At 72.3% G+C, this 23,532-nt stretch carries 22 protein-coding genes; 13 read left to right on the top strand and 9 right to left on the bottom strand.

Annotation, left to right across the window (positions count from 1 at the left end; all coding sequences use genetic code 11):
• The first annotated feature begins 257 nt into the window (after positions 1-257).
• Positions 258-1,280 (top strand): LacI family DNA-binding transcriptional regulator, encoded by a 1,023-nt coding sequence (locus tag DEJ46_RS28660; protein ID WP_150270930.1) that lies wholly within the window; start codon positions 258-260, stop codon positions 1,278-1,280.
• 107 nt (positions 1,281-1,387) lie between these two features.
• Positions 1,388-2,317, top strand: coding sequence for a phosphatase PAP2 family protein (locus DEJ46_RS28655; RefSeq protein WP_150270928.1), 930 nt, complete (start codon positions 1,388-1,390; stop codon positions 2,315-2,317).
• Between the two features lie 47 nt (positions 2,318-2,364).
• On the opposite strand, the gene DEJ46_RS28650 is transcribed toward DEJ46_RS28655, so the two are convergent.
• On the bottom strand, positions 2,365-5,352 hold the full coding sequence (locus DEJ46_RS28650; protein WP_150270926.1) for a bifunctional [glutamine synthetase] adenylyltransferase/[glutamine synthetase]-adenylyl-L-tyrosine phosphorylase: 2,988 nt from the start codon (positions 5,350-5,352) through the stop codon (positions 2,365-2,367).
• Between the two features lie 277 nt (positions 5,353-5,629).
• Here DEJ46_RS28650 and DEJ46_RS28645 point away from each other — a divergent pair, with 277 nt between their 5' ends.
• The 3 genes from DEJ46_RS28645 (at position 5,630) to DEJ46_RS28635 (ending at position 8,857) form a co-directional block, all read left to right on the top strand.
• Positions 5,630-7,780: a PIG-L family deacetylase gene (locus tag DEJ46_RS28645; RefSeq protein WP_150270924.1), complete on the top strand. Its 2,151-nt coding sequence runs from the start codon at positions 5,630-5,632 to the stop codon at positions 7,778-7,780.
• Between the two features lie 70 nt (positions 7,781-7,850).
• On the top strand, positions 7,851-8,405 hold the full coding sequence (locus DEJ46_RS28640; protein ID WP_150270922.1) for a pyridoxamine 5'-phosphate oxidase family protein: 555 nt from the start codon (positions 7,851-7,853) through the stop codon (positions 8,403-8,405).
• Between the two features lie 20 nt (positions 8,406-8,425).
• Positions 8,426-8,857 carry a VOC family protein gene (locus DEJ46_RS28635; RefSeq protein ID WP_150270920.1) on the top strand — a complete coding sequence of 144 codons (432 nt, stop codon included), beginning with the start codon at positions 8,426-8,428 and terminating at the stop codon, positions 8,855-8,857.
• Here DEJ46_RS28635 and DEJ46_RS28630 read toward each other — a convergent pair.
• The 3 genes from DEJ46_RS28630 to DEJ46_RS28620 all read right to left on the bottom strand — a co-directional run bounded on the left by DEJ46_RS28630 (position 8,784) and on the right by DEJ46_RS28620 (position 11,482).
• Entirely contained in the window at positions 8,784-9,446 is a 663-nt protein-coding gene (locus DEJ46_RS28630; protein WP_223835179.1) for a histone deacetylase, read from the bottom strand. The genes DEJ46_RS28635 and DEJ46_RS28630 overlap by 74 nt on opposite strands.
• 84 nt (positions 9,447-9,530) lie before the next feature.
• Entirely contained in the window at positions 9,531-10,019 is a 489-nt protein-coding gene (locus DEJ46_RS28625; protein WP_150270916.1) for a GNAT family N-acetyltransferase, read from the bottom strand.
• Positions 10,020-10,120: 101 nt separating this feature from the next.
• Positions 10,121-11,482 (bottom strand): glutamine synthetase family protein, encoded by a 1,362-nt coding sequence (locus DEJ46_RS28620; protein WP_093876415.1) that lies wholly within the window; start codon positions 11,480-11,482, stop codon positions 10,121-10,123.
• A 278-nt stretch (positions 11,483-11,760) separates the two neighbouring features.
• On the opposite strand from DEJ46_RS28620, the gene DEJ46_RS28615 reads away from it, so the two are divergent.
• The 4 genes from DEJ46_RS28615 to DEJ46_RS28600 all read left to right on the top strand — a co-directional run bounded on the left by DEJ46_RS28615 (position 11,761) and on the right by DEJ46_RS28600 (position 14,084).
• Positions 11,761-12,102 (top strand): hypothetical protein, encoded by a 342-nt coding sequence (locus DEJ46_RS28615; protein ID WP_223835169.1) that lies wholly within the window; start codon positions 11,761-11,763, stop codon positions 12,100-12,102.
• Between the two features lie 80 nt (positions 12,103-12,182).
• A complete protein-coding gene (locus DEJ46_RS28610) occupies positions 12,183-12,830 on the top strand; it encodes a DUF3105 domain-containing protein (RefSeq protein WP_190623278.1) in 648 nt (215 codons plus the stop codon).
• Between the two features lie 71 nt (positions 12,831-12,901).
• Positions 12,902-13,537: a DUF305 domain-containing protein gene (locus DEJ46_RS28605; RefSeq protein ID WP_150274859.1), complete on the top strand. Its 636-nt coding sequence runs from the start codon at positions 12,902-12,904 to the stop codon at positions 13,535-13,537.
• Between the two features lie 127 nt (positions 13,538-13,664).
• The gene (locus tag DEJ46_RS28600) at positions 13,665-14,084 is read left to right on the top strand and encodes a CBS domain-containing protein (protein ID WP_150270914.1); all 420 of its coding nucleotides are present in this window, start codon (positions 13,665-13,667) and stop codon (positions 14,082-14,084) included.
• 12 nt (positions 14,085-14,096) lie between these two features.
• Here the strand turns inward: DEJ46_RS28600 and DEJ46_RS28595 are convergent, their stop codons facing one another.
• Positions 14,097-14,999: an alpha/beta fold hydrolase gene (locus DEJ46_RS28595; RefSeq protein WP_150270913.1), complete on the bottom strand. Its 903-nt coding sequence runs from the start codon at positions 14,997-14,999 to the stop codon at positions 14,097-14,099.
• Complete coding sequence (locus DEJ46_RS28590) at positions 14,996-15,670, bottom strand: DUF998 domain-containing protein (RefSeq protein WP_150270911.1); 675 nt, start codon at positions 15,668-15,670, stop codon at positions 14,996-14,998. Before DEJ46_RS28590 ends, DEJ46_RS28595 begins: the two co-directional genes overlap by 4 nt.
• A 257-nt stretch (positions 15,671-15,927) precedes the next feature.
• Between DEJ46_RS28590 and DEJ46_RS28585 the strand changes: the two genes are divergently transcribed.
• Positions 15,928-17,688: an NAD+ synthase gene (locus DEJ46_RS28585; RefSeq protein WP_190622945.1), complete on the top strand. Its 1,761-nt coding sequence runs from the start codon at positions 15,928-15,930 to the stop codon at positions 17,686-17,688.
• Here DEJ46_RS28585 and DEJ46_RS28580 read toward each other — a convergent pair.
• The 3 genes from DEJ46_RS28580 to DEJ46_RS28570 all read right to left on the bottom strand — a co-directional run bounded on the left by DEJ46_RS28580 (position 17,654) and on the right by DEJ46_RS28570 (position 20,614).
• Positions 17,654-18,907: an MFS transporter gene (locus tag DEJ46_RS28580; protein WP_150270910.1), complete on the bottom strand. Its 1,254-nt coding sequence runs from the start codon at positions 18,905-18,907 to the stop codon at positions 17,654-17,656. The genes DEJ46_RS28585 and DEJ46_RS28580 overlap by 35 nt on opposite strands.
• Before the next feature lie 99 nt (positions 18,908-19,006).
• A complete protein-coding gene (locus DEJ46_RS28575) occupies positions 19,007-20,035 on the bottom strand; it encodes an endonuclease/exonuclease/phosphatase family protein (protein WP_150270908.1) in 1,029 nt (342 codons plus the stop codon).
• A 246-nt stretch (positions 20,036-20,281) separates the two neighbouring features.
• Positions 20,282-20,614, bottom strand: a complete 333-nt coding sequence (locus DEJ46_RS28570) for a TetR-like C-terminal domain-containing protein (protein WP_150270906.1) — start codon at positions 20,612-20,614, stop codon at positions 20,282-20,284.
• Between the two features lie 57 nt (positions 20,615-20,671).
• On the opposite strand from DEJ46_RS28570, the gene panB reads away from it, so the two are divergent.
• The 3 genes from panB to DEJ46_RS28555 all read left to right on the top strand — a co-directional run bounded on the left by panB (position 20,672) and on the right by DEJ46_RS28555 (position 23,530).
• Entirely contained in the window at positions 20,672-21,535 is an 864-nt protein-coding gene (gene panB, locus DEJ46_RS28565) for a 3-methyl-2-oxobutanoate hydroxymethyltransferase (RefSeq protein ID WP_150270904.1), read from the top strand.
• Between the two features lie 148 nt (positions 21,536-21,683).
• On the top strand, positions 21,684-22,679 hold the full coding sequence (locus tag DEJ46_RS28560) for an ATP-binding cassette domain-containing protein (protein WP_150270902.1): 996 nt from the start codon (positions 21,684-21,686) through the stop codon (positions 22,677-22,679).
• Positions 22,676-23,530: an ABC transporter permease gene (locus DEJ46_RS28555; RefSeq protein WP_150270900.1), complete on the top strand. Its 855-nt coding sequence runs from the start codon at positions 22,676-22,678 to the stop codon at positions 23,528-23,530. Before DEJ46_RS28560 ends, DEJ46_RS28555 begins: the two co-directional genes overlap by 4 nt.
• The last annotated feature ends 2 nt before the right edge of the window (positions 23,531-23,532 follow it).

Below are 23,532 nucleotides of genomic sequence, written 5' to 3'. Positions count from 1 at the left end.
TGCGTGAAATTTCTGCAAGACCCGGGGATCGTTACATCCGCGTGTCCCTAAGGTGTCCGAAGGGCCTGTTGACAGGGGCCGGAGCAGGCCACTTCCGGACAGAACGACCACAGGAGTGCCCAGCGGCCCCACGCGGCCCCCCTTGCAAGTCATGCAAGACCTTGCGAAATCGAGCGGAATCTCATGGAAGCTCGCCCCATCCGCTCCTACGGGCGTTCGGTGGGCAATACGCGCTGTGACCGGTACAGTCCATCCTCATGACCGCGCGGCTTGCCGACATCGCAACCCAGGCGGGGGTCAGTGAAGCCACAGTCAGCCGCGTGCTCAACGGCAAGCCCGGTGTGGCCACCGCCACCCGCGAGTCCGTGCTTGCCGCGCTCGACGTGCTCGGCTACGAGCGGCCCGTACGCCTGCGTCAGCGCAGCGCCGGGCTCGTCGGCCTGATCACCCCCGAGCTGGACAACCCGATCTTCCCCGCGCTCGCGCAGGTCATCGGGCAGGCCCTGACCCGGCAGGGGTACACGCCGGTCCTCGCCACCCAGACCCCCGGCGGGTCCACCGAGGACGAGCTCACCGACATGCTGGTGGAGCGCGGTGTCGCCGGCATCATCTTCGTCTCCGGACTGCACGCCGACACCACCGCCGACATGACGCGCTACGACCAGCTGCGCGGCAAGGGCGTCCCGTACGTCCTCCTCAACGGCTTCTCCCCCAAGGTCCAGGCGCCCTTCGTGTCGCCCGACGACCGGGCGGCGATGCGGCTCGCGGTGACGCACCTCGCCGCGCTCGGCCACACCCGGATCGGGCTCGCCGTCGGTCCCAAGCGGTTCGTGCCGGTGCTGCGCAAGATCGAGGGCTTCCAGAAGGGCATGGAGGAGCGGCTCGGCCTCGCCCCCGAGGAGTCCGAGGCGCTGATCCAGCACTCCCTCTACACCCTGGAGGGCGGCCAGGCCGCGGCCGGTGCGCTGATCTCCCGCGGCTGCACGGCGGTCGTGTGTGCGAGCGACATGATGGCGCTCGGCGCGATCCGGGCGGCCCGGCAGCAGGGACTCGACGTGCCCAGGGACGTCTCCGTCGTCGGCTTCGACGACTCCCCCCTCATAGCCTTCACGGATCCGCCGCTGACCACCATCCGGCAGCCCGTGCAGGCGATGGGACAGGCCGCGGTCCGCGCGCTGCTCGAAGAGGTCGGGGGCACCCCGGCACCGCACTCCGAGTTCGTCTTCATGCCTGAACTGGTCGTTCGCGGTTCGACCGCCTCGGCGCCGTCCCCTTCCTGACGGACGCGCCCCGGGACCGGGGTCATTCCTGAGGGGGACCGGGTGCGACCGGAACCCGACCGGGGGATGATCGGTCGAGGGGGCTGGATCTGGCAAACTCTCTGCCTATGGGTGAAACGACCGTGAAGAGTTTGGACGACCGGACGACCCCGTCGTCACCCACCGTGGCCGACGGCAGGTTGGCGCGCCTGCGCGCCCGCGTGCCGCGGCGCCCCACGATCTGGTTCGAGATCCTGCTCATCGCGGTGAGTTACTGGACGTACTCGCTCATCCGCAACGCGGTGCCGGAGCAGAAGGCCCAGGCGCTGCAGAACGCCGACTGGATCCTGCGGGCCGAGGAGTCCCTCGGCCTCGCCTTCGAGCACGCCGTCAACCACGCCGTGAACTCGGTGACCTGGCTGATCGTCTCGATGAACTACTACTACGCGACGCTGCACTTCGTCGTGACCATCGGTGTGCTCGTGTGGCTGTACCGATGGCAGCCGGGCCGTTACGCGGCGTTCCGTACGGTGCTGTTCGCCACCACCGGTGTGGCTTTGGTCGGTTACTACCTGTACCCGCTCGCGCCGCCGCGGCTCATGCCCGGCCAGAACTTCATCGACACGGTCCTCGTCCACGAGACCTGGGGCTCGATGGCCTCGGGCAATCTGAAGCACGTGTCGAACCAGTACGCGGCGATGCCGTCGATGCACATCGGCTGGTCGCTCTGGTGCGGCGTGACGATCTTCCTCCTCGCCAAGGCGCCCTGGGCGAAGATCCTGGGCCTGCTCTACCCGACGGCCACGCTCGTCGTGATCGTCGCGACCGCCAACCACTTCTGGCTGGACGCGGTCGGCGGCGTGATCTGCCTGGGCTTCGGCTTCCTCGTCTCGTACTTCTGGTACGGCTCCAAGCCGCACCGGCTGCCCAAGCTGGTGGAACCGGCCGTGACCGTGGCCCGGGGCGGTCCGCGCCCCGCGTCGGAGGACGGGGAGCACGGGGACCGCGGGGCGGGCGAGGACACGGACGCGGAGCGTCCGGTCGGTTCCCGCAGATAACCTCACAGGCCGTTCGACTCCGTAGCCCTCTCGCACGTGCGGGAGGGCTACGCCCCGTAGAAGAGCTCCTCGACGATGGCCCGGGCGCGGCGCGTGATGCGGCGGTAGTCGTCGACCATCTCGCCGACGTGACCGGACTCGTACCCCAGGTTCCGGCCGACCGCCGCGAGCTCGCGCGGATCCGAGGGGAAGGTGTCGCCGGGGCGGCCGCGGACCAGCATCACCGCGTTGCGGACCCGGGTGGCGAGGACCCAGGCCTCGTCGAGGGTCTGCGCCTCGTCCGTCGGGATCAGGCCCACCGCGTGCGCGGCCCGGAGCGCCTCGCGGGTACGGGTCGTCCGCAGCCCCGGTTCCGCCCAGCCGTGCCGCATCTGGAGCAGCTGGACCGTCCACTCGACGTCGCTCAGACCGCCGCGCCCCAGCTTGGCGTGGAGCGTCGGGTCGGCGCCGCGCGGCAGCCGCTCGGACTCCATCCGGGCCTTGAGCCGGCGGATCTCGCGGACCGCGTCCTCGCCGAGGCCCTCGGCGGGGTAGCGCAGCGGGTCGACGAGCTCGATGAACCGGTCGGCCAGGTCCAGGTCGCCCGCCATGGGCTCGGCGCGCAGCAGGGCCTGGCTCTCCCAGACGAGCGACCAGCGGCGGTAGTAGGCCTCGTACGACTTCAGGGTGCGGACCAGGGGGCCGCTCTTGCCCTCGGGCCGCAGGTCCGCGTCAATGAGCAGAGGTGGGTCGGCCGTAGGGAGCTGGAGCAGCCTCCGCATCTCCGCGACCACCCGGTTCGCGGCCCGGGCCGCCTCCTGGTCGTCGACGCCCTCGCGCGGCTCGTGCACGAACAGCACGTCGGCGTCGGAGCCGTATCCGAGCTCGTGGCCGCCGAAGCGGCCCATGCCGATGACCGCGAAGCGGGTCGGCAGCTCGTCGCCCCACTCGGCGCGGACGGCGGCCCGCAGGGCGCCGGCGATCGTCGCCGCGTTGAGGTCGGTGACGGCCTCGCCCACCCGGTCGACGAGGGCGCCGGGGTCGGTCTCGCGGGGGTTGTCCTCGGTGCCGTACGAGCCGATGAGGTCGGCCGCGGCGGTACGGAACAGCTCCCTGCGACGGACCCCGCGGGCCGCCGCGACGGCCTGCTCGGCGTCGTCCGCGCGGCCCACCGCCGCCAGGACCTCCTGCTCCAGGTGGTCCCGGCCGCGCGGCTTCAGCCCCTCCGGGTCGCCGAGGATGGCGACCGCCTCGGGGGCGCGCAGCAGCAGGTCGGGGGCGAGGCGGCCGGCGGAGAGCACCCGGGCGAGGTTCTCGGCGGCGGCGCCCTCGTCCCGGAGGAGCCGGAGGTACCAGGGGGTCTTGCCGAGGGCGTCCGAGACCTTGCGGAAGCCGAGGAGGCCGGCGTCCGGGTCGGCCGAGTCGGCGAACCAGCCGAGCAGCACGGGCAGCAGCGTCCGCTGGATCGCGGCCTTGCGGCTCACCCCGGAGGCCAGCGCCTCCAGGTGGCGCAGGGCGGCGGCCGGGTCCTGGTAGCCGAGCGCTTCGAGGCGCTGTCCGGCCGCCTTCGGGCTGAGCCGGATCTCGCCGGGGGCGAGCTGGGCGACCGCGTCGAGCAGCGGCCGGTAGAAGAGCTTCTCGTGGAGGCGGCGGACGACGGACGCGTGCCGCTTCCACTCCTTGTTGAGCTCGGCGACCGGGTCGGTGCGCATGCCGAGGGAGCGGCCGAGGCGGCGCAGGTCGGCCTCGTCCTCGGGGACGAGGTGGGTGCGGCGCAGCCGGTACAACTGGATGCGGTGCTCCATGCCCCGCAGGAAGCGGTACGCCTCGTCGAGCTGGGCCGAGTCCGCCCGGCCGATGTAGCCGCCGGAAGCGAGCGCGGCGAGCGCGTCCAGGGTCTTGCCGCTGTGCAGCGTGGCGTCGCTGCGGCCGTGCACGAGCTGGAGGAGCTGGACGGCGAACTCGACGTCCCGCAGGCCGCCGGGGCCGAGCTTGAGCTCGCGCTCGACCTGGGCGGCGGGGATGTTGTCGACGACCCGGCGACGCATCTTCTGCACGTCGGGGACGAAGTTCTCGCGCTCGGCGGCCTGCCAGACGAGCGGGGAGACGGCGTCGATGTACTGGGCGCCGAGGTCCGGGTCGCCGGCGACCGCGCGCGCCTTCAGAAGGGCCTGGAACTCCCAGGTCTTCGCCCAGCGCTGGTAATAGGCGAGGTGGGAGGAGAGGGTGCGGACGAGGGGGCCGTTGCGGCCCTCGGGGCGGAGGTTGGCGTCGACCGGCCAGATGGTGCCCTCGACGGTGGTCTCGGAGCAGATCCGCATGAGGTGCGAGGCGAGCCGGGTCGCGGCCTGGATCGCCTTGCCCTCGTCGGCGCCCTCGGTGGGCTCCCCCACGAAGATCACGTCCACGTCGGAGACGTAGTTGAGCTCGTGACCGCCGCACTTGCCCATCGCGATGACGGCGAGCCGGCACTGGGCGGCGTCGGCGGGCGCGGCCGTACGCGCGATGGCGAGCGCGGCGCGCAGGGTCGCCGTCGCCAGGTCGGCGAGCTCGGCGGCCGCCTGGGCGACGTCGGTGGTGCCGCACACGTCCCGGGCCGCTATGGCGAGCAGGCAGCGGCGGTAGGCGACCCGCAGCGAGACGGCGTCGGTGGCCTCGGCCAGGCCCCGCTCGAACTCGGCGACGCCCGGGTGCAGGTCGGCCGCCTCGTACGTGACGAGGGACTCCCAGTCGCGGGGGTGCCGGGCCAGGTGGTCGGCGAGCGCCTCGGAGGCGCCGAGCACCCCGAGGAGCCGGTCCCGGAAGGGCTTGGCGGACAGCAGGGTGGCGGTGAGGGTCTGCCGCTCGGTCTCGGGCTGCGCCTCGACGAGCCGGACCAGGCCGCGGAGGGCGAGGTCGGGGTCGGCGGTGGCGCCGAGGGCGTCGAGGAGGACGGCGTCGCCGCGGAGGGCGGACAGCTCCGGGAGATCGAGGAGGCGTTCGGCTCCCGAGGGATCGGTGAATCCGTGTCGCAGCAGACGAGAGAATGTACTGCTCCTGCGCCCCGGCACCGTCATCCGACCGCTCCCTCCAAGCACGCCCAACCCGGGTGTCCGACGGTCGGGTCCGGGAGATCGAGCCTATCCGGATCGGGGGGCGCGGGCGCCCAGGCCTTCGGATCGAAGCGGATCACACGTGACATCTCGCACATTGGTCGCTATTCGGGCCCGATGAACCGTATTCCTTGAAAGTCCGTCTTGTTGTCCGTGCGCACCCGCACGCTTGCCCGTCCCTCGCCGGCCACCCTTCCGGCTGTCCTCTCCACCGCCCTCCTGTGAAAGCGCGCCGCCACCGATGCCCGTCCGTCTCCCCCGCCGTCCCGCCGTCCTCTCCCGCCGCGGGACCTCCCGCCGCAGGGTCGTCACGACGGCCGTGACGACCGTCCTGGTGGGCGGCACCTTCGCCGGTCTGCTGTCGGTGACGACGGCGCCGGACTCGTCGGCGGCCGCGTCGGTCCCGCTGCCCTCACGGGCACCGGCGGAGGCGCCGGTGAAGGTGCGTGGCGTCGAGGCGCCGGCCGCCGCCGACGGCGCGTCCGTGGTGCAGATCGTGGCGCACCCCGACGACGACCTGTTCTTCATGAACCCGGACACCTCACAGTCCATCCACTCCGGCAACCCCCTGACCTCCGTCTACCTGACCTCCGGCGAGTCGGACGGCGTCAACGCCCGTCCGCGCGACGCCGCCGGGGCGCAGCCCGACAAGGCGGGGTACGCGGAGGCCCGGCAGAACGGCATCCGCGCCGCGTACGCCGAGATGGCCACGGGCAGCCGCACCAGCCTCTGGGACCGGGTCGCGATACCCACGGCCGGCGGGGCGACCGCCGAGCTGGACATCCTGCGGGCGAAGCCGCACGTGAAGCTGGTGTGGCTGCAGATGCGCGAGGCCGGGGCGACCAACGGCGACCGCCCCGAGAGCCTCAACGGCCTGTGGCACGGCCGGATATCCGCGCTCGCCTCCCAGCGCGCCTCCGGCACCCCGGTCGCGGCGGACTTCACGTACACCAAGGAACAGGTCGTCGCGACGGTGACCGGGATCCTGGAGCGCTTCCGGCCCACCTTCGTACGGATGCAGGACCCGACCTCCGGCAAGGTCGCCGGTTCGGACCGCTACCAGGACCATCAGGACCACCTGTACGGGGCGCGGTTCGTCCAGGCCGCGCTCGCCCGGTACGCGGAGCTCCCCGGGCACCCGCACGTCGGCGTGCAGAACTACCTCGGCTACCCGACCAGCGTCCTGCCGCACACCCTCGACCCCGAGACGGCGGACGCGAAGCTGAAGACCCTCAAGACGTACGCGTGGATGGACGGCGTCAACGACTGCGGGACCCTCGCGGGCTGCGGCGACCTGAAGGTGGCCGCGCGGCCCGCCGGGCGGGGCTGGGCGCAGACCATCCGGTACGCCCGGGGCACCTCCACCTCCTGGGTGCAGCGCGACCGGGACGGCGGGCTGCACGCCTTCTCCGTCCTCGACGGACGCCTCGCGACCTGGCGGAAGGCGACGGGCTCGGCGGCGTGGCGGGGGCCGGTGCTGCTGCCCGGCGGCGGACTGGACAGCGGGGTCACCTCCGCGCTGCTGCCCGACGGCCGCCTGGCCGTCTTCGGGACCCGGACCACGATCGGCACCGGCCCGGCGGACTACCGGCGCGAGGTGGTGACGGCCGAGCAGACCGCGGCGGGCGGCGGCTTCGGCCCGTGGCGCTCGCTCGGCACGCCCGAGCGGGACGACGCCCAGGGCACCTCCGACATCAGCGCGCCCGCCGTGACCGTGGGACCCGACGGCCGGACGACCCTGGTCCTGCGGGACAGCGGTCACCTGCTCGCGGCGCGCGAGCGGGGCACGGACGGCCTGTGGGGTCCGTGGCGGACGCTCGGCGGCGCCGACGTGCACGGCGACCCCGTGGCGGCGACCGACGCGACGGGCCGCGGCTATGTCTTCGCGAGCACGCCGAACACCGTCCTGGCGTGGGCGGCGCAGCGCCCCGGCGGCCCGCTGGCGGGTCCGGTGCGCACGGGTCTGCCGCCGACGACGCTGGCGCTGAGCGCGAGCCCGGCGCCGGGCGGCGAGGGCGTACGGCTCTGGTTCCGCAAGCCGGCCTCCAACGACCTGCGGACCGCCGACTTCACGGGCGGGGGCCTGATGTCCCCGATGCGCGAGCTGGCGGGCGGCGTCGCGGGCTTCGGCCCGGTCAGCGGGTCGATGGGCGGGTCCACCGGCGGTTCGGTGGGCGGGTCCAGGGGCAGCGCCTCGGTGGACGGCGACGGCATGCTCGCGGTCCGCTCCCGGACGGGCGTCCTGGCGACGGCCCCGCTGGCCCGGGGCGGGACGCGGCCGACGTGGCGGCTGGAGCGGTTCCTGTTCTCCGGAGCGCCGGACGCGGGGACGGACGGGGTCGCGGCGATCGGTCTGGACGGCAAGCTGCACTGGACGCCCGCCGACCGATGAGTTCGGGCGGCCGGACCGGTCTCTTCTGTGTGGCACCTGCTGTGGGGCCACGGAGAAAGGACGGCCGGCCATGGACCCGCGCACCTCACCCGACCCGGGCACTTCACCCGACCCACAGACGACTCCCGACCCGCAGACGACACTCGACCTCCGCTACAGCGACCCGAAGGCGGCGGCGCTGCCCTGGTCCGACGCGGCGGCCCGGCTCGCGGCGGCCGAGGTCTTCTGGCTGACGACGGTCCGCCCGGAGGGCCGCCCGCACGTCACTCCGCTCATCGCCGTCTGGTCGGCGGGGGCGCTGCACTTCTGCACCGGCCCGGACGAGCGCAAGGCCCGCAATCTCGCGGAGAACGCCTCGGTGGTCCTCACCACCGGCTCCGGTGTCCTCGACGAGGGCCTCGACCTGGTGGTCGAGGGCGAGGCGGAGCGGGTGACGGACGAGGACCGGCTGCGGGTCCTCGCGGAGGCGTACGTGGAGAAGTACGGCCCTGATTGGCGGTTCGGCGTGCGGGACGGGGCGTTCGTGGGCGACGGTGGGACGGCCGTGGTGTTCGCGGTCGCGCCTCGTACGGTCTTCGGCTTCGCCAAGGGCGATCCGTTCGGCCAGACCCGCTGGCGCTTCTAGAGGAGTACGGAGGAGTACGCGTGAACTGGACCCTGGAAGTCGTCCCCGTCCCCGTGACGGACATGGACCGGGCCAAGGAGTTCTACGGCGACAGGTGCGGCTTCAAGATCGACCTGGACGACGAGGTGGCGCCGGGGATGCGGATCATCCAGGCGACGCCGCCGGGCTCCCGCTGTTCGATCGCCCTGCTGAGCGGCATGCCGGCGATGCCGGGCGCGAAGGAGATGGCCCCCGGCACCCTGCACGGTCTCCAGCTCTGCGTCACGGACATCGAGGCGGCGCGGAAGGAACTGGTCGGCCGGGGCGTCGACGTCTCGCCCGTGATGCACGTCGGCGCGACGGGCTGGGAGGACGGGAAGGGCGAGACCTGGAACTCGTTCATGAGCTTCGAGGACCCGGACGGCAACGGCTGGGTCGTCCAGGAGGCCCCGTCGGAGCTGTCGGAACGCTGAGGCCCGCCACGGCCGCCGGGGTCCAGTGCCCGGCGGCGCCGGGGCAGCCGGCGAGATAGGCGGCGACCTCGCCGGGCCGCCACGCCCCGGTGGCGTGGAGCCCGGCGGCGAGGAGCCGGAGGTAACCGGCGGAAGGCGCCCGGAGTTCGCCGAGGCCGTCCTTCGACGGTGCGGTGAAGGTGAGTACGGGCAGGCCGCCGCCCCGGTCGGTCCCGACGTCGTCGAGGAACCCGCAGCGGACGAGGGTCTCGTACCGTCCCGGCCCGAGCGTGCAGCGCCCGGTGGCGAGCACCTCCGTGAGGTCGAGGTCGGTGCCGGGCGGCCGGTACATCTCCTGCGCGGCGATGTCGGAGAACTGCCCTGCGGTCAGCAGGTGCGCGACGCCCCAGGCGGTGCCGTCCGCCGCCGGGTCGTAGTAGGCCCGGCCGCCGCCCCACACGGGCGACTCGGTCGCGAAGTACACCTGCCCCGGCAGCAGCAGGGCCACCGACGCCACGGGCCCGCGCGGATCCCGGCACCCGGGAAGCGTCCCCGCGCCGCCGGGCGGCCGGCCACCGGCGAGGTAGCAACCGAGTCGTGCGGCATGCATGTTGGAGCCGTAGGCGGCGTACCACACACGGAAAGAGCGACCCGACACACCGTCAGACGCTAGCGCGGCCAGGCGCCGTCGCCGCTAGAACCCCAGAAAGAAGTGGCGCAGCGTGTCGTCCTCCGCCACGCAGGGCATCCCGGCGGCCTCCATCACACGGTGGGAGTCGGGGTTGGTGATGTCGGCGTCCCCCTTCACCCCGGAGGCCCCGCCCTGCCGGGCCACCTCGATGAGCGCACGCAGGGCCTCGGAGGCGTACCCCTTCCCGCGCACCCCGGGCACGAGCCCGTACCCGACGGTCGCGACCCCCAGCTCGTCCGGCGGCCCGTGGAACCCGATCCCCCCGACGACGACCCCGTCGAGCCGTATCTCGTAGTGCCGGAACACCCCAGGATCGCCCCGCTCGGCGACCCCCCGCAGAAACCCGGTGAGGGCCCGGACGTCCCCGTCCCTGGGATACCCCTCGGCCCACAGATCCGCGTCCCCGGGCTCCTGGGCGACGACCCGCTCGGCGGCGCTCACACTCATCGGATGCAACACGAGCCGCTCGGTGGCGACAGAACTGATCTTCACCGAGGCAGTCTGATCCGCACCCCACCTGTGGGACAACGCATTTCCCCGGGCAGACGTCGGGCCGGCGGCTGACCGCCACCGGCCCGGATCGTCGTCTCCCCCTACAGCACGGGGAGGTTCTTGCGGAGTTCGAAGGCGGTGACCTCGCTCCGGTACTCCTCCCACTCCTGCTTCTTGTTGCGCAGGAAGAAGTCGAAGACGTGCTCGCCGAGGGTCTCCGCGACCAGTTCGCTCTTCTCCATCAGGGCGATCGCCTCACCCAGGTTCTGCGGGAGCGGTTCGATGCCCATCGCTCGGCGTTCCGAGTCGGAGAGGGCCCAGACGTCGTCGTCGGCGCCGGCCGGGAGTTCGTAGCCCTCTTCGATGCCCTTGAGGCCGGCGGCGAGGAGGACCGCGTACGTCAGGTAGGGGTTGGCGCCCGAGTCGATGGAGCGGACCTCCACGCGGGACGAGCCCGTCTTGCCCGGCTTGTACATGGGGACGCGGATGAGGGCCGAGCGGTTGTTGTGGCCCCAGCAGATGTACGAGGGGGCCTCGCCGCCCGAGCCGGCCGTGCGGGAGGAGCCGCCCCAGATGCGCTTGTACGAGTTGACCCACTGGTTGGTGACCGCGGAGATCTCGCCCGCGTGCTTCAGGAGGCCCGCGATGAAGGAGCGGCCCACCTTGGAGAGCTGGTATTCGGCGCCCGACTCGTAGAAGGCGTTCCGGTCGCCCTCGAAGAGGGACAGGTGGGTGTGCATGCCCGAGCCGGGATAGTCGGAGAACGGCTTCGGCATGAAGGTGGCCTGCACACCCTGTTCGAGCGCGACCTGCTTCATGACCAGGCGGAAGGTCATGATGTTGTCGGCGGTCGAGAGGGCGTCGGCGTAGCGGAGGTCGATCTCCTGCTGGCCCGGCGCGCCCTCGTGGTGGGAGAACTCCACCGAGATGCCCATCGATTCGAGCATCGTGATCGCCTGGCGGCGGAAGTCCATGCCGACGTTCTGCGGGGTGTGGTCGAAGTAGCCCGAGTTGTCGGCCGGGGTGGGACGGGTGCCGTCCAGCGGCTTGTCCTTCAGGAGGAAGAACTCGATCTCGGGGTGGGTGTAGAAGGTGAAGCCCAGGTCGGAGGTCTTCGCGAGGGCCCGCTTGAGGACGTAGCGCGGGTCGGCGAAGGACGGCGAGCCGTCGGGCATGAGGATGTCGCAGAACATCCGCGCCGTGCCCGGGGCCTCGGCGCGCCACGGCAGGATCTGGAACGTGCCCGGGTCCGGCTTGGCGATCATGTCCGATTCGTATACGCGGGCGAAGCCCTCGATCGCCGAGCCGTCGAAGCCGATGCCCTCGTCGAAGGCCTGCTCCAGTTCGGCGGGGGCCACCGCGACCGACTTCAGGAAGCCGAGCACGTCGGTGAACCACAGGCGCACGAAGCGGATGTCGCGCTCCTCGAGCGTACGGAGCACGAATTCCTGCTGCTTGTCCATTTCCACACCCATCCTTGCTGGTCAGGCCGCCTGCTCCCACCGCCTCCGATACATCGGGGGGCACCTGAGCATCCCACCACATGGTTTCGCGCACGTTGCACACCCATAGTGCCTGCTCGGGTGTGACGCAGGTAACGGGACGGAGGGGCAGGGGGGACGTTCGGGCATTCGGCCGCAGCCAGTGGTACCCCGTTCGGCCCACAGACGGTCCGCGCCCACTACGATCTCCGCCCATGGGGGCCCCGCGGCTCGTACGCCTGTTCCGACACGCGCGTCCCATGGCACTGGTGAGTGCCGTGGCGACGCTCCTCGCCGCGCTCTTCGTCTGTCTGGGGCCCGGCCCCGGGACCGATCCCCATCACCCGGCGGCCCCGCGGGCCGAGGGCCCGCGGGTGTCGGCGGCCGCGGCCGAGTACATCTGCCCGTACGACCGCGGCGGCTGCTCGCTCGTCCCCTCGCTCTCCCCCGCGGTGCTCAGCGCGCCTCCGCTCGATCCCCCGCTCCAGGCGGAGGGCCGGCTCCCGCGCCTCGACCCGCCCTCCGACAGTGGCCCGGCCCGCCGCTCCGGCATCCGGCCGCGCGCGCCGGACCTGCACGTCCTTCAAGTTCTCCGGACATAGCGGCGGCGGGCCTCCCGCCCGTCCCTCGCATGTCCCGCACCGAACTCAACCCCCCATCCCTGAAGAAGGACGACATCACCATGGCCGCCAACCGCTCCGCCAACGCCGACCGCCGCGCCCGAATAGAGGAGATGCGCCGCGCCGAGCAGGCCCGCGAGCGCCGCAACCGTCTGATCACCATCGGCGTCTCCGGCGTCGTCGTCCTGGGTCTCGTCGGCTTCGGCACCTTCGTGCTGATGAAGAAGTCCGACGAGCAGGACGCGAAGGAGGCCGCCGCCAAGGCGCCGATCAAGGCCGAGCAGAGCTGGGACGCGAAGAAGCTCGGTCGCAACCACGTCGAGACCGCCGTGAAGTACGACATGAAGCCGCCGGTCGGCGGTGACCACCACCCGGTCTGGATGAACTGCGACGGCGTGGTCTACGACAAGGCCATCAACGACGTGAACGCCGTGCACTCGCTGGAGCACGGCGCCGTCTGGGTGACGTACAGCAAGAAGGCCGACAAGGCCGACGTGGAGAAGCTGGCCGAGAAGGTCGGCAAGACCAAGTACACGCTGATGAGCCCCGTGGACGACCAGACCGGGGCGATCATGCTGTCCGCCTGGGGCAAGCAGGTGACCGTGGACAACGCCTCCGACCCGCGCATCGACGCCTTCTTCACGAAGTACGTCCAGGGTCCGCAGACCCCCGAGCCGGGCGCCGCCTGCACCGGCGGGGTCGGTCAGTGACCGGCGCGGGCGAGGAGTCGTCCGATCGCGAGGAGTCCTTCGATCGCGAGGAGGCGGAGTTCGCGGCCGGCGTGCGGCGCCGGGGCACGCGGACGCGGTGGGCGGCGGTCACCGCCGTCGCGCTCGCGCTGCTCTTCGCCGGGGGCGCCGTCACGGTCGCCTCGGCCGAGCGCGAGGAGGCGTCGCGTACCCCCGCCACCGACTCCGCGGACGCCGGCTTCGCCCGGGACATGGCCGTCCACCACCAACAGGCCGTCGAGATGTCGTTCATCGTCCGGGACCGCACCCAGGACGAGTCGGTCCGCCGTCTCGCGTACGACATCGCCAACACCCAGGCCAACCAGCGGGGCATGATGCTCGGCTGGCTGGACCTGTGGGGGCTGCCCAAGCTCCGGTCCGGCGTCGAGCCGATGGCCTGGATGGGCATGGGCGGTTCGGGTGACAGCGGTCCGTCGGACGGCGCGCTGATGCCCGGCATGGCGACCAACGCCCAGCTGGACGCCCTGCGCAAGGCCGACGGCCGGGAGGCGGAGATCCTGTACCTGAAGCTCATGACCGAGCACCACAAGGGCGGGGTCCACATGGCCGAGGGCTGCGTGAGCAGGTGCGTGCCCGGTGTCGAGCGCGATCTCGCGCAGGGCATGGTCGAGGCGCAGCAGTCCGAGATCCTGCTGATGGCGGACATGCTGCGGAAGCGCGGGGCCTGATCTCCCGGTCCCGCGAGGCCGTCCGGCCCCCGTGACCCGCTGCGGTCGCGGGGGCCGTGCCGCGCGCCGACAATGAGTGGGCTCGGGGACGTTCGTACGACGACGTTCGACGAAAGGTACGCAGCTCATGACCACGGCGAAGGACATCATGCACACCGGGGCCCGGTGGATCCCGGCACACGAGACGCTCGACCGCGCCGCGCAGATGATGCGCGACCTGAACGTGGGCGCGCTGCCCATCGCCGACGAGAACGAGCGGCTCTGCGGCATCCTCACGGACCGTGACATCGTCGTCGGCTGTGTGGCCATGGGCCACGATCCGTCGAAGATCACCTGCGGCGAGATGGCGAAGGGCACGCCGCGCTGGGTCGAGGCGGGCGCCGACGTGGGCGCGGTCCTGGAGGAGATGCAGAGCCACCAGATCCGCCGCCTCCCCGTCATCGAGGGCAAGAAGCTCGTCGGCATGATCAGCGAGGCCGACCTGGCCCAGCATCTGTCGGACGAGCAGATCAAGGCGTTCTGCACGAGCGTGTACGCCGCTTCCTGACCCGGGCGGGTCTCAGGACCGTGTCGTGCTCAGTACCGCCCGGGCCACCGCGTCCGGGCGGTCCAGCATGACCAGATGGCCCGACGGCACGACCGCCTCGTAGGTGGCGCCGAGCCGTCGGGCCAGCGCGCGCTGGCGGCGCTCCCAGCGGGCGGAGCCGTCGGGGGCGGCGAGGACGGTGACGGGCAGGCCGGGCGGGAGGGGGAAGCGGTCCCGGAGGTCGAGGAGTCCGGCGGCGACGGCGCCGTAGTGGGCGTTCTCCAGGAGGGCGCCGCGCAGGACGCGTGAGGTGCGGTAGACGCGGCGGACCAGGGCCCTGGACGCCGGGTCGCTCCGCACGGCCGCCCGGCGGACCGCCGGGCCGAGCGCGGCCGGGAGCCCGGCGGCGCAGAGCGCCCCGCCGAGGGCGCGGGAGACCGCGTCCGTACGGGCGGGCCGGGGGTGCTCCTCGACCGAGGAGTCGACGAGGACGAGCCCCGCGGTACGGGTGGGGTGGAGGCGCGCGAAGGCCTCCGCGTGGAATCCGGCGAGGGAGTGGCCGACGACGGTGACGGGGGCCGGGTGGCCGCGGTGGCCGTGATGACCCTGATCGCCCCGGTCTCCTTGGTGGCCCTGGTCGCCCCGGTCGTCGCCCTGGTAGCCCTGATGGCCCCCCTGGTGGCCGCCGTCGAGCGCGTCCAGGAGCGCCGCGATCCTGTCCGCCTCGCCGGCCGCCGTCGGCGGCGCGGCCGCGGGGGCGGAGAGGCCGTGGCCGGGGCGGTCGAAGCGGACGACCGTGCGGTACGGGGCGAGCAGCGGGACGACCGGGTCCCAGTCGAACCAACTGAGCCCGAGCCCGGCGCTCAGGACGCAGACGGGCCCGGAGCCCTCGACGGTCACGTGGTGGGCGACTCCCCCGATGCGTACGAAGGTCATCGCGGCCGCCCCCGGACGAGGGAGACGGCGAGCACGGCGAGCCAGACGGCCACCAGGAGGACCTGGAGCCGCTGGCCCGCGCCGAGCGCCCACGTCCCTCTGCCGGCCTCGAAGGCGGCGACGGCCGCCAGGGTCCAGGCCGTGGCGGCGAGCTCCAGGACGACGAGGGCCGGGCCCGTACGGGCGAGGGGGCGCCAGTGGCCGTACCGGCGGGCGGCCACCGTCAGCGCGACCATCGCGGCGATGGCGCCGGTCACGGCGAGACTCGAACTGACGGCGTGGGCCGTATGGGTGGCGGGCACCAGACCGGCGGTCTCGCGGGCCGCGCACTCCGGGTCGGCGGTGGGGGCGCAGCTGAGCGGGAGCCGCGAGTCGACGGCGGTGGCGGCGCCGAAGACGGCGAGGGCGATCCAGCCGCCGAGCGCCCAGCGCCCACGTCTCCCGCTCGCGGCGAGCCCGGCCAGTGCGCCCGCGAGGACGAGGAGGCCGGCGACCAGGTCGGTGGCGCGGAAGAGGCCTCCGAGGGGCTGGTCGGCGGCGGCGAGTTCGGAGACGTACGTCCGGACGGGGTCGAGACCGGTCCGGACGAGGACTTCGAGGACCCAGGCGGTGTAGGCGAGCGCGCCGAGGCCGAGGAGGGCCGCTGCCGCTTTCGTCACCTTTCCGGGCATGATCGTTCGAACGTCAAGATGTACCGGAAGGTTCCCTGTCGTCGGGACGGCCCCGGCCCGGTGTGCGGTACGTGAGGAGCGCGGCCGGAATGACGGCGCCGCCGAGGACGAGCGCGGCGACCAGGGGCGTCCCGGCTCTGCCGGGGCGTCAGCAGTCGTCATCGGCCCATGATCAGCGAGGCCCGCGCGAGGCGCATGCCGAACCTGCCGGGGCGTTTTCCGGGACATCGCGTCGGTGTGACGATTACACTGGCCGGGTGCCTCAACTACGCCTCGCCCTGAATCAGATCGACTCGACCGTCGGAGACATCGCCGGGAACTCCGAGGCGATCGTCCACTGGACCCGGCACGCCGCCGGACAGGGCGCGCATCTCGTCGCGTTCCCCGAGATGGCGCTGACCGGCTACCCCGTGGAGGACCTGGCCCTGCGGCCCTCCTTCGTCGAGGCGTCCCGGGACGCCCTGCGCGCCCTCGCCCGGCGGCTCGCGGACGAGGGCTTCGGCGAGCTGCCGGTCGTCGTCGGCTATCTCGACCGCTCCGAGCGGGCCGAGCCGAAGCTCGGCCGGCCCGCCGGGTCGCCGGAGAACGCCGCCGCCGTGCTGTACCGCGGCGAGGTGGCGCTGCGCTTCGCCAAGCACCACCTGCCCAACTACGGCGTCTTCGACGAGTACCGCTACTTCGTCCAGGGCGACACGCTGCCGGTCGTCCGGGTCCACGGTGTGGACGTGGCCCTCGCGATCTGCGAGGACCTCTGGCAGGAGGGCGGCCGCGTCCCGGCGGCGCGCTCCGCGCGGGCCGGGCTGCTCCTGTCGGTCAACGCCTCGCCGTACGAGCGGAACAAGGACGACACGCGGCTCGAACTGGTCCGCAGGCGGGCCCGCGAAGCCGGCTGCGTCACCGCGTACCTGGCGTCGACGGGCGGTCAGGACGAGCTGGTCTTCGACGGCGACTCGATCGTCGTGGACGCGGCGGGCGAAGTGGTCGCGCGTGCGCCGCAGTTCGTCGAGGGCAGTGTGATCCTCGACCTGGAGCTGCCGGCCGCCGAGCCGGACGCCCCTGAGGGCATCGTCGACGACGGGCTTCGCATCGACCGGGTGGTGCTCTCCGAGAAGCCGCTCCCGGCATACGAGGCGGAGCTCGCGGGCGGGTACGCGCACCGGCTCGACGACGACGAGGAGATCTACTCGGCCCTGGTGGTGGGGCTGCGCGCGTACGTCGCGAAGAACGGTTTCCGCTCGGTCCTGATCGGCCTCTCCGGCGGCATCGACTCGGCGCTCGTCGCCTCGATCGCCTGCGACGCGGTCGGCGCGGGGAACGTCTACGGCGTGTCGATGCCCTCCAAGTACTCTTCCGACCACTCGCGCGGCGACGCCGCCGAACTGGCCCGCCGCACCGGCCTCAACTACCGCACGGTGTCGATCGAGCCGATGTTCGACGCGTACATGGCCTCGCTGGGGCTCACCGGCCTCGCCGAGGAGAACCTGCAGTCCCGGCTGCGCGGCACGACGCTGATGGCCATCTCCAACCAGGAGGGGCACATCGTCCTCGCGCCGGGCAACAAGTCCGAGCTGGCGGTGGGCTACTCGACGCTGTACGGCGACTCCGTCGGCGCGTTCGGGCCCATCAAGGACGTCTACAAGTCGACCGTCTTCCGCCTCGCGCGCTGGCGCAACCGGGCCGCCGAGGAGCGGGGCATGACCCCGCCGATCCCGGAGAGCTCGATCACCAAGCCGCCCAGCGCCGAGCTGCGCCCGGGCCAGGTGGACACGGACTCGCTGCCGGACTACGACGTCCTCGACGGGATCCTCGCGCTGTACGTGGACGCGGACCGCGGCAAGGACGAGATCGTGGCGGCCGGCTTCGACGAGGAGGTCGTCGCGCGGACACTGCGGATGGTGGACGCGGCGGAGTACAAGCGGCGCCAGTACCCGCCGGGCACCAAGATCTCGGCGAAGGGCTTCGGCAAGGACCGGCGGCTGCCGATCACGAACCGCTGGCGGGAGACGCCGTCCCCCTGACCTCCGGAACCGCCGGGTCCGCCACGGTGGACTCCTGGGGGCTTCCCGCGACGACGCGGGAGGCCCCCTTCGCCGTACCGGCGCGGTCGAGCAGGCCCGCGACCGCCGCGATCGCCAGGCCGACGGCCGTGAGGCCCGCGCCGACGAGGGCCGGGGAGGTCCAGCCCCAGCCGGCGGCGACGGCGGCGCCACCCGCCCAGGCGCCGCCGGCATTGGCGAGGTTGAAGGCGGAGTGGTTGGAGGCGGAGGCGAGCGTCGGGGCGTCCTCGGCCTGCCGCATGACGAGCATCTGGAGCGGGGTGGTGGTCATGAAGCCGACCGCGCCGAGCACGACGACCGTGACGAGGGCCAGCCAGGGCACGTGGACGGTGAAGCGGAAGGCGACCAGGGCGAGGACGAGGGCGGCGAGCGAGCCGTAGAGGGTCGGGCGGAGCGCCCGGTCCGTCAGCGGGCCGGCGGCGAGCGCGCCGCCCGTCATGCCGAGGCCGAAGAGGGCGAGGACGACGGTGACGGCCGACTCGCCGAAGCCCATCACCTCGGTGGTCATCGAGGCGAGGTACGAGTAGACCGCGAAGACGCCCGCGAAGCCGAAGACGGCGGTGAGCAGGCCGAGCAGCACCTGCGGGCGTCCGAGGGCGCGCACCTCGCGGCCGAGGCCCTGCCGCTCGTCCAGGGGCACGTACGGGACGAGGCGGGCGAGCGCGGCCATGGCGAGCAGCCCGATCACGGTGACGACGAGGAAGGTGGCCCGCCAGCCGAGGTGCTGGCCGAGCAGGGTCGCGGCCGGTACGCCGAGGATGTTGGCGACGGTGAGGCCGAGGAACATCGTGGCCACCGCCCGCGCCTGCCGGTCCTCGCGCACGAGCCGGGCGGCGACGACCGCGCCGACGCCGAAGAAGGCCCCGTGCGGGAGGCCGGCGAGGACCCGGCCGGCGACGAGCCAGCCGAAGCCGGGGGCGAGCGCGGAGGCGAGGTTGCCGACGACGAACAGGGCCATCAGCAGGAGCAGCATCCGCTTGCGCGGGATCCGGGAGCCGAGGGTGGTGAGCAGCGGGGCGCCGACGACGACGCCGATCGCGTACGCCGAGACGAGGTACCCGGCGGTGGGGACCGAGGTGCCGAGGTCGTCGGCGACGTTGGGCAGGAGGCCCATCATCACGAACTCGGTCGTGCCGATGCCGAAGGCGGAGACGGCGAGCGCGAGCAGCGCCAGGGGCATGGGGAGAGCCTTTCCCGAAGATAGTTCTTCTTCGGAACAAAGACTCTCAGGTGGATTCTTCCCCATGGCTTCCGGGGGATGAAGGGAAGGTTTCGCGGGTCAGAGCTTCACGCGGGCCGCGATCGGAAGGTGGTCGCTCTTCGTCTCCGGCAGCGCCCAGGACGACATGGGCTCGACGCCCTTCACCATGATCTGGTCGATCCGGGCCATCGGGAACGAGGCCGGCCAGCTGAAGCCGAAGCCGTCGCCCGCCGCACCCTGGGTGGAGCGCAGCTGCGAGGTGACGGCATTGAGCGAGCGGTCGTTCATGGTGCCGTTGAGGTCGCCGAGGAGGACGATCCGCTCGTGCCGGTCGCGGGAGATGGCCTCGCCGAGCGCGTTGGCACTGTTGTCGCGCTGATTGGCGGTGAAGCCGGCGTTCAGCTTGACCCGGACGGACGGCAGGTGGGCGACGTACACCGCGACCTCGCCCTTGGGGGTCACGACGTCGGCGCGCATGGCGCGGGTCCAGCCCATCCCGATGTCCACGGGCTGCGCGGCGCGCAGGGGCAGCTTGCTCCAGAGGCCGACGGTGCCCTGGACGGAGTGGTACGGGTACGCCTCCGCGAGGCCGCGCTCGTAGGTCGGGACCATGTCGCCCTTGAGCTCCTCCAGGGCCAGCACGTCGGCGCCGGACGCGGCGAGCCCGCGGGCGGTGCCCTCGGGGTCCGGGTTGTCGGCGTTCACGTTGTGCGTGGCGACGGTGAGGTCGCCGCCGGCGGCGGACTTGTCGGCGACGAGGCCGCCGAAGAGGTTGAGCCAGACCACGGCCGGCAGGAGCAGGGCGATCAGGGCGGTGGCGGAGCGGCGCAGCAGGGCGAGGACGAGGAGCAGGGGGACGAAGAGGCCCAGCCACGGCAGGAACGTCTCGGTCAGGCTGCCGAGGTTGCCGATCGTGTTGGGGATCTCGGCGTGGAACACCATGAGCAGGGTCAGGGCCACCGCCGCGGCGGCGATCAGGATGCCCCGGCGCCAGATGCCGCGGTCGCGCCGCAGGTTGCCGAAGGCGGTCCGGAACCGGGATCCGGAACCGGGGCGCCCGTTCCCGCCGCCGCCGTACTCGGTCTCCGTCATGTCCACCCGCGCCATCGCACTGTCCTCACTGCTGCCTTGCCGTCTTGCGTGACCCGGTGCCGACACTAGGCGATCCCGGGTCCGTCGTACTCCCCCAGGGACGAGTGCGGATGCGTGGCGGGTTCCTGCAGGTGGCGCGGGGGGCGGGCCTGTGACAGAACGCGCACATTCGTGCGGATCAGGTGCGGGTCGGGGGCGGGTTCGGTGCGGGCCGGGGGCGGGTCGGGGACGGATCGGGTTCGGGCCGGGTGCGGGCCGGATTCAGGTGCGGGGGCGCAGGCCTTCGAGGACGGTGTCGACGATCCGCTCGGCGAGGCCGGGCTCCAGGGTGGCGCCGGGGCGGATGACCGTACGGATCAGCAGGGGGCCGGTGAAGAGGTCGCCGACGAGCTCGACGTCGAGGTCGTCGCGGATCTCGCCCCGCTCCATCCCGCGCCGTACCGCGTCCAGGCCGAGGCGGCGGCGCGGCTCGATCACCGTGTGGTGGTACGTGTCCCACGGATTCGGATGGAGCTGAGGTTGCGCGGGCCGTGCGCGGGTGTGAACAGCGACACTCCGGCCCACTTCCCCGGCCGCCCGGCGAAGTGCCACCATGGATGTGGTCCGGGGACGCCGTCAGGGCGCCTCGAGATGACGAAGGAGCCGTTCCCCATGACGCTTCAGGCTGCCCAGAAACCGCCCGCCGACAGCAGCAAGGCGCTGTACGGCGGCAAGGGCACGCGCCGCATCACCGTCCACGACATCGCCGCCGCCAAGGCCCGCGGCGAGAAGTGGCCCATGCTCACCGCCTACGACGCGATGACCGCCTCCGTCTTCGACGAGGGCGGTATCCCCGTGATCCTCGTCGGCGACTCGATGGGCAACTGTCACCTCGGCTACGAGACCACCGTGCCGGTCACGATGGACGAGATGACCTTCCTGTCCGCCGCCGTCGTCCGGGGCACGCAGCGCGCCCTCGTCGTCGGCGACCTCCCCTTCGGCTCGTACCAGGAAGGGCCCGTCCAGGCCCTGCGCAACGCCACCCGGCTGATCAAGGACGCCGGGGTCCACGCGGTCAAGCTGGAGGGCGGCGAGCGCTCTCTGGCCCAGACCGAGCTGCTGGTCCAGGCCGGCATCCCCGTCATGTCCCACCTCGGCCTCACGCCGCAGTCCGTCAACACCATGGGCTACCGGGTGCAGGGCCGTACCGACGAGGCCGCCCACCGGCTGCTCAGCGACGCCAAGGCGGCACAGGACGCGGGCGCCTTCGCGGTCGTCCTCGAACTCGTACCGGCCGAGCTGGCCGCCGAGGTCACCCGCTCGCTGCACATCCCGACCATCGGCATCGGCGCGGGCGCCGGCACCGACGCGCAGGTCCTCGTCTGGACCGACATGGCCGGTCTGACCGGCGGCAAGGTCCCGCGCTTCACCAAGCAGTACGCCAACCTCCGCGAGACGCTCGGCGACGCCGCGCGCGCCTTCGCGGAGGACGTCTCCGGCGGGGCGTTCCCCGCCGAGGAGCACACCTTCCACTAGTTCACGTTCACGTAGTTCACGGACTCCCCTTCACGGAGAGTCCCCCGGAGCCACTGCGGCACCTCCGACAGCCCGCCGACATCCCCCATCGGCGGGCTGTCGGTCGTCTGTCGGGGGATTGTCGGTGGCGGCTGGTGTAGTGGCTGCCATGACGCGATCACACACCAACGCCGTCGAGGTCCGGGGCCTCGTGAAGCACTTCGGCGCGACGAAGGCCCTCGACGGGGTCGACCTGGACGTCCGGGAGGGCACCGTCCTCGGGGTCCTCGGGCCGAACGGCGCCGGGAAGACCACCCTCGTCCGCTGCCTGTCCACCCTCCTCGTCCCCGACGCCGGTACCGCCACCGTCGCCGGCTACGACGTGGTGAAGCACCCCCGCCAGCTGCGCCGCACCATAGGCCTCACCGGCCAGTACGCCTCGGTCGACGAGAAGCTCTCCGGCTGGGAGAACCTCTACATGATCGGGCGGCTGCTCGACCTCTCCCGCGCCGACGCCCGCCGCCGGTCCGACGAGATGCTGGAGCGCTTCTCCCTCACCGACGCGGCCAAGCGCGCCGCGATGACCTATTCAGGCGGCATGCGCCGCCGGCTCGACCTCGCCGCCTCGATGATCGGACGGCCCTCCGTCCTCTACCTGGACGAGCCGACGACCGGCCTCGACCCGCGCACCCGCAACGAGGTGTGGGACGAGGTGCAGCGGATGGTCTCCGAGGGCGTCACCGTCCTCCTCACCACCCAGTACATGGAGGAGGCGGAGCAGCTCGCGAGCGAGCTGACCGTCGTCGACAAGGGCAAGGTCATCGCCAAGGGCGGGGTCGACGAGCTCAAGTCCAAGGTCGGCGGCCGGACCCTGAAGATCCGCCCGGTCGACCCGGACCAGCTGTCCGCCATGGCCGCCGCGCTCCGCGAGACCGGTCTCGACGGCGTCGCCGGCTCGACCGTCGTGCCCGACGAGGGCGCGCTCTACGTGCCGATCCTCACCGACCAGCAGCTGACCGCCGTCGTGGCGCTGCTCGGCGCGCGCGGCTTCGGCATCGCGCACATCGGGACCCATCTGCCCAGCCTGGACGAGGTGTTCCTGGCGATCACCGGCCAGAAGACCAGCGAGTCCGACGCGATCAGCGAGGAGGTCGCCGCCGCATGAGCACGACCACTGTCACCAAGTCCCCCGTCGACGCGCCGAGGACGGCGCCCGCGCGCCCGGCGCCGACCGCCGAGGGCCGCATCGGGTTCCGGGCCAACCTCCGCCACATCGGCGCGCTGGCCCGGCGGAACGCCCTCCAGATCAAGCAGGACCCGGAGTCGATGTTCGACGCCGTCCTGATGCCGATCATCTTCATCCTGCTGTTCGTGTACGTCTTCGGCGGCGCCATCGCGGGCAAGGGCAACAACGACGTCTACGTGAACTACGTGACGCCCGGCCTGATGGCGATGATGGGCATGAACATCGCCATGGCCGTCGGTGTGGGCATCAACGACGACTTCAAGAAGGGGGTCATGGACCGGTTCCGGACGATGCCGATCGCCCGGTCCTCCGTCCTGATCGCCAAGATCGTCGTCGAGGTCGGCCGGATGCTGATCGCCACCGCGATCCTGCTCGGCATGGGCTTCCTGCTCGGCCTGGAGATCCACACCTCCGTCTTCCACCTCCTCGCCGCCATCGGCCTGTCGATGGTCTTCGGAGCCTCGCTGATGTGGATCTTCATCCTGCTCGGCCTCAGCCTGAAGACGGCCCAGGCCGTCCAGGGCATGGCCATGCTCGTCCTGATGCCGCTCCAGTTCGGCTCCTCGATCTTCGCCCCGACGACCTCGATGCCGGGCTGGCTGGAGACCTTCACCGACTACAACCCGCTGTCGAACCTCGCCGACGCCGCCCGCAACCTGATCAACGGCGGTCCGGTCGCCCACTCGGTGTGGATGACCCTCGGCTGGGCGCTGGTGATCACGGTCGTCACGGCGCCGCTCGCGGTGACCAAGTTCCGCAAGAAGACCTGAGT

This window comes from Streptomyces venezuelae (genome assembly GCF_008642375.1).
In the GTDB taxonomy this organism is placed as follows: Bacteria; Actinomycetota; Actinomycetes; order Streptomycetales; family Streptomycetaceae; genus Streptomyces; species Streptomyces venezuelae_G.
This window is presented reverse-complemented; position numbering and strand designations above follow the sequence as displayed.

Bases quoted from the DNA above. Each gene is read 5' to 3' on its own strand.
- DEJ46_RS28555 (WP_150270900.1), top strand. From the start codon at position 22,676: ATGAGCACGACCACTGTCACCAAGTCCCCCGTCGACGCGCCGAGGACG.
- DEJ46_RS28570 (WP_150270906.1), bottom strand. From the start codon at position 20,614: ATGGTGGCACTTCGCCGGGCGGCCGGGGAAGTGGGCCGGAGTGTCGCT.
- DEJ46_RS28610 (WP_190623278.1), top strand. From the start codon at position 12,183: ATGGCCGCCAACCGCTCCGCCAACGCCGACCGCCGCGCCCGAATAGAG.
- DEJ46_RS28660 (WP_150270930.1), top strand. From the start codon at position 258: ATGACCGCGCGGCTTGCCGACATCGCAACCCAGGCGGGGGTCAGTGAA.
- DEJ46_RS28580 (WP_150270910.1), bottom strand. From the start codon at position 18,907: ATGCCCCTGGCGCTGCTCGCGCTCGCCGTCTCCGCCTTCGGCATCGGC.
- DEJ46_RS28630 (WP_223835179.1), bottom strand. From the start codon at position 9,446: ATGCATGCCGCACGACTCGGTTGCTACCTCGCCGGTGGCCGGCCGCCC.
- DEJ46_RS28560 (WP_150270902.1), top strand. From the start codon at position 21,684: ATGACGCGATCACACACCAACGCCGTCGAGGTCCGGGGCCTCGTGAAG.
- DEJ46_RS28590 (WP_150270911.1), bottom strand. From the start codon at position 15,670: ATGCCCGGAAAGGTGACGAAAGCGGCAGCGGCCCTCCTCGGCCTCGGC.
- DEJ46_RS28620 (WP_093876415.1), bottom strand. From the start codon at position 11,482: ATGGACAAGCAGCAGGAATTCGTGCTCCGTACGCTCGAGGAGCGCGAC.
- DEJ46_RS28640 (WP_150270922.1), top strand. From the start codon at position 7,851: ATGGACCCGCGCACCTCACCCGACCCGGGCACTTCACCCGACCCACAG.
- DEJ46_RS28645 (WP_150270924.1), top strand. From the start codon at position 5,630: ATGCCCGTCCGTCTCCCCCGCCGTCCCGCCGTCCTCTCCCGCCGCGGG.
- DEJ46_RS28650 (WP_150270926.1), bottom strand. From the start codon at position 5,352: ATGACGGTGCCGGGGCGCAGGAGCAGTACATTCTCTCGTCTGCTGCGA.
- DEJ46_RS28615 (WP_223835169.1), top strand. From the start codon at position 11,761: ATGGCACTGGTGAGTGCCGTGGCGACGCTCCTCGCCGCGCTCTTCGTC.
- DEJ46_RS28655 (WP_150270928.1), top strand. From the start codon at position 1,388: ATGGGTGAAACGACCGTGAAGAGTTTGGACGACCGGACGACCCCGTCG.
- DEJ46_RS28600 (WP_150270914.1), top strand. From the start codon at position 13,665: ATGACCACGGCGAAGGACATCATGCACACCGGGGCCCGGTGGATCCCG.
- DEJ46_RS28575 (WP_150270908.1), bottom strand. From the start codon at position 20,035: ATGGCGCGGGTGGACATGACGGAGACCGAGTACGGCGGCGGCGGGAAC.
- panB (WP_150270904.1), top strand. From the start codon at position 20,672: ATGACGCTTCAGGCTGCCCAGAAACCGCCCGCCGACAGCAGCAAGGCG.
- DEJ46_RS28595 (WP_150270913.1), bottom strand. From the start codon at position 14,999: ATGACCTTCGTACGCATCGGGGGAGTCGCCCACCACGTGACCGTCGAG.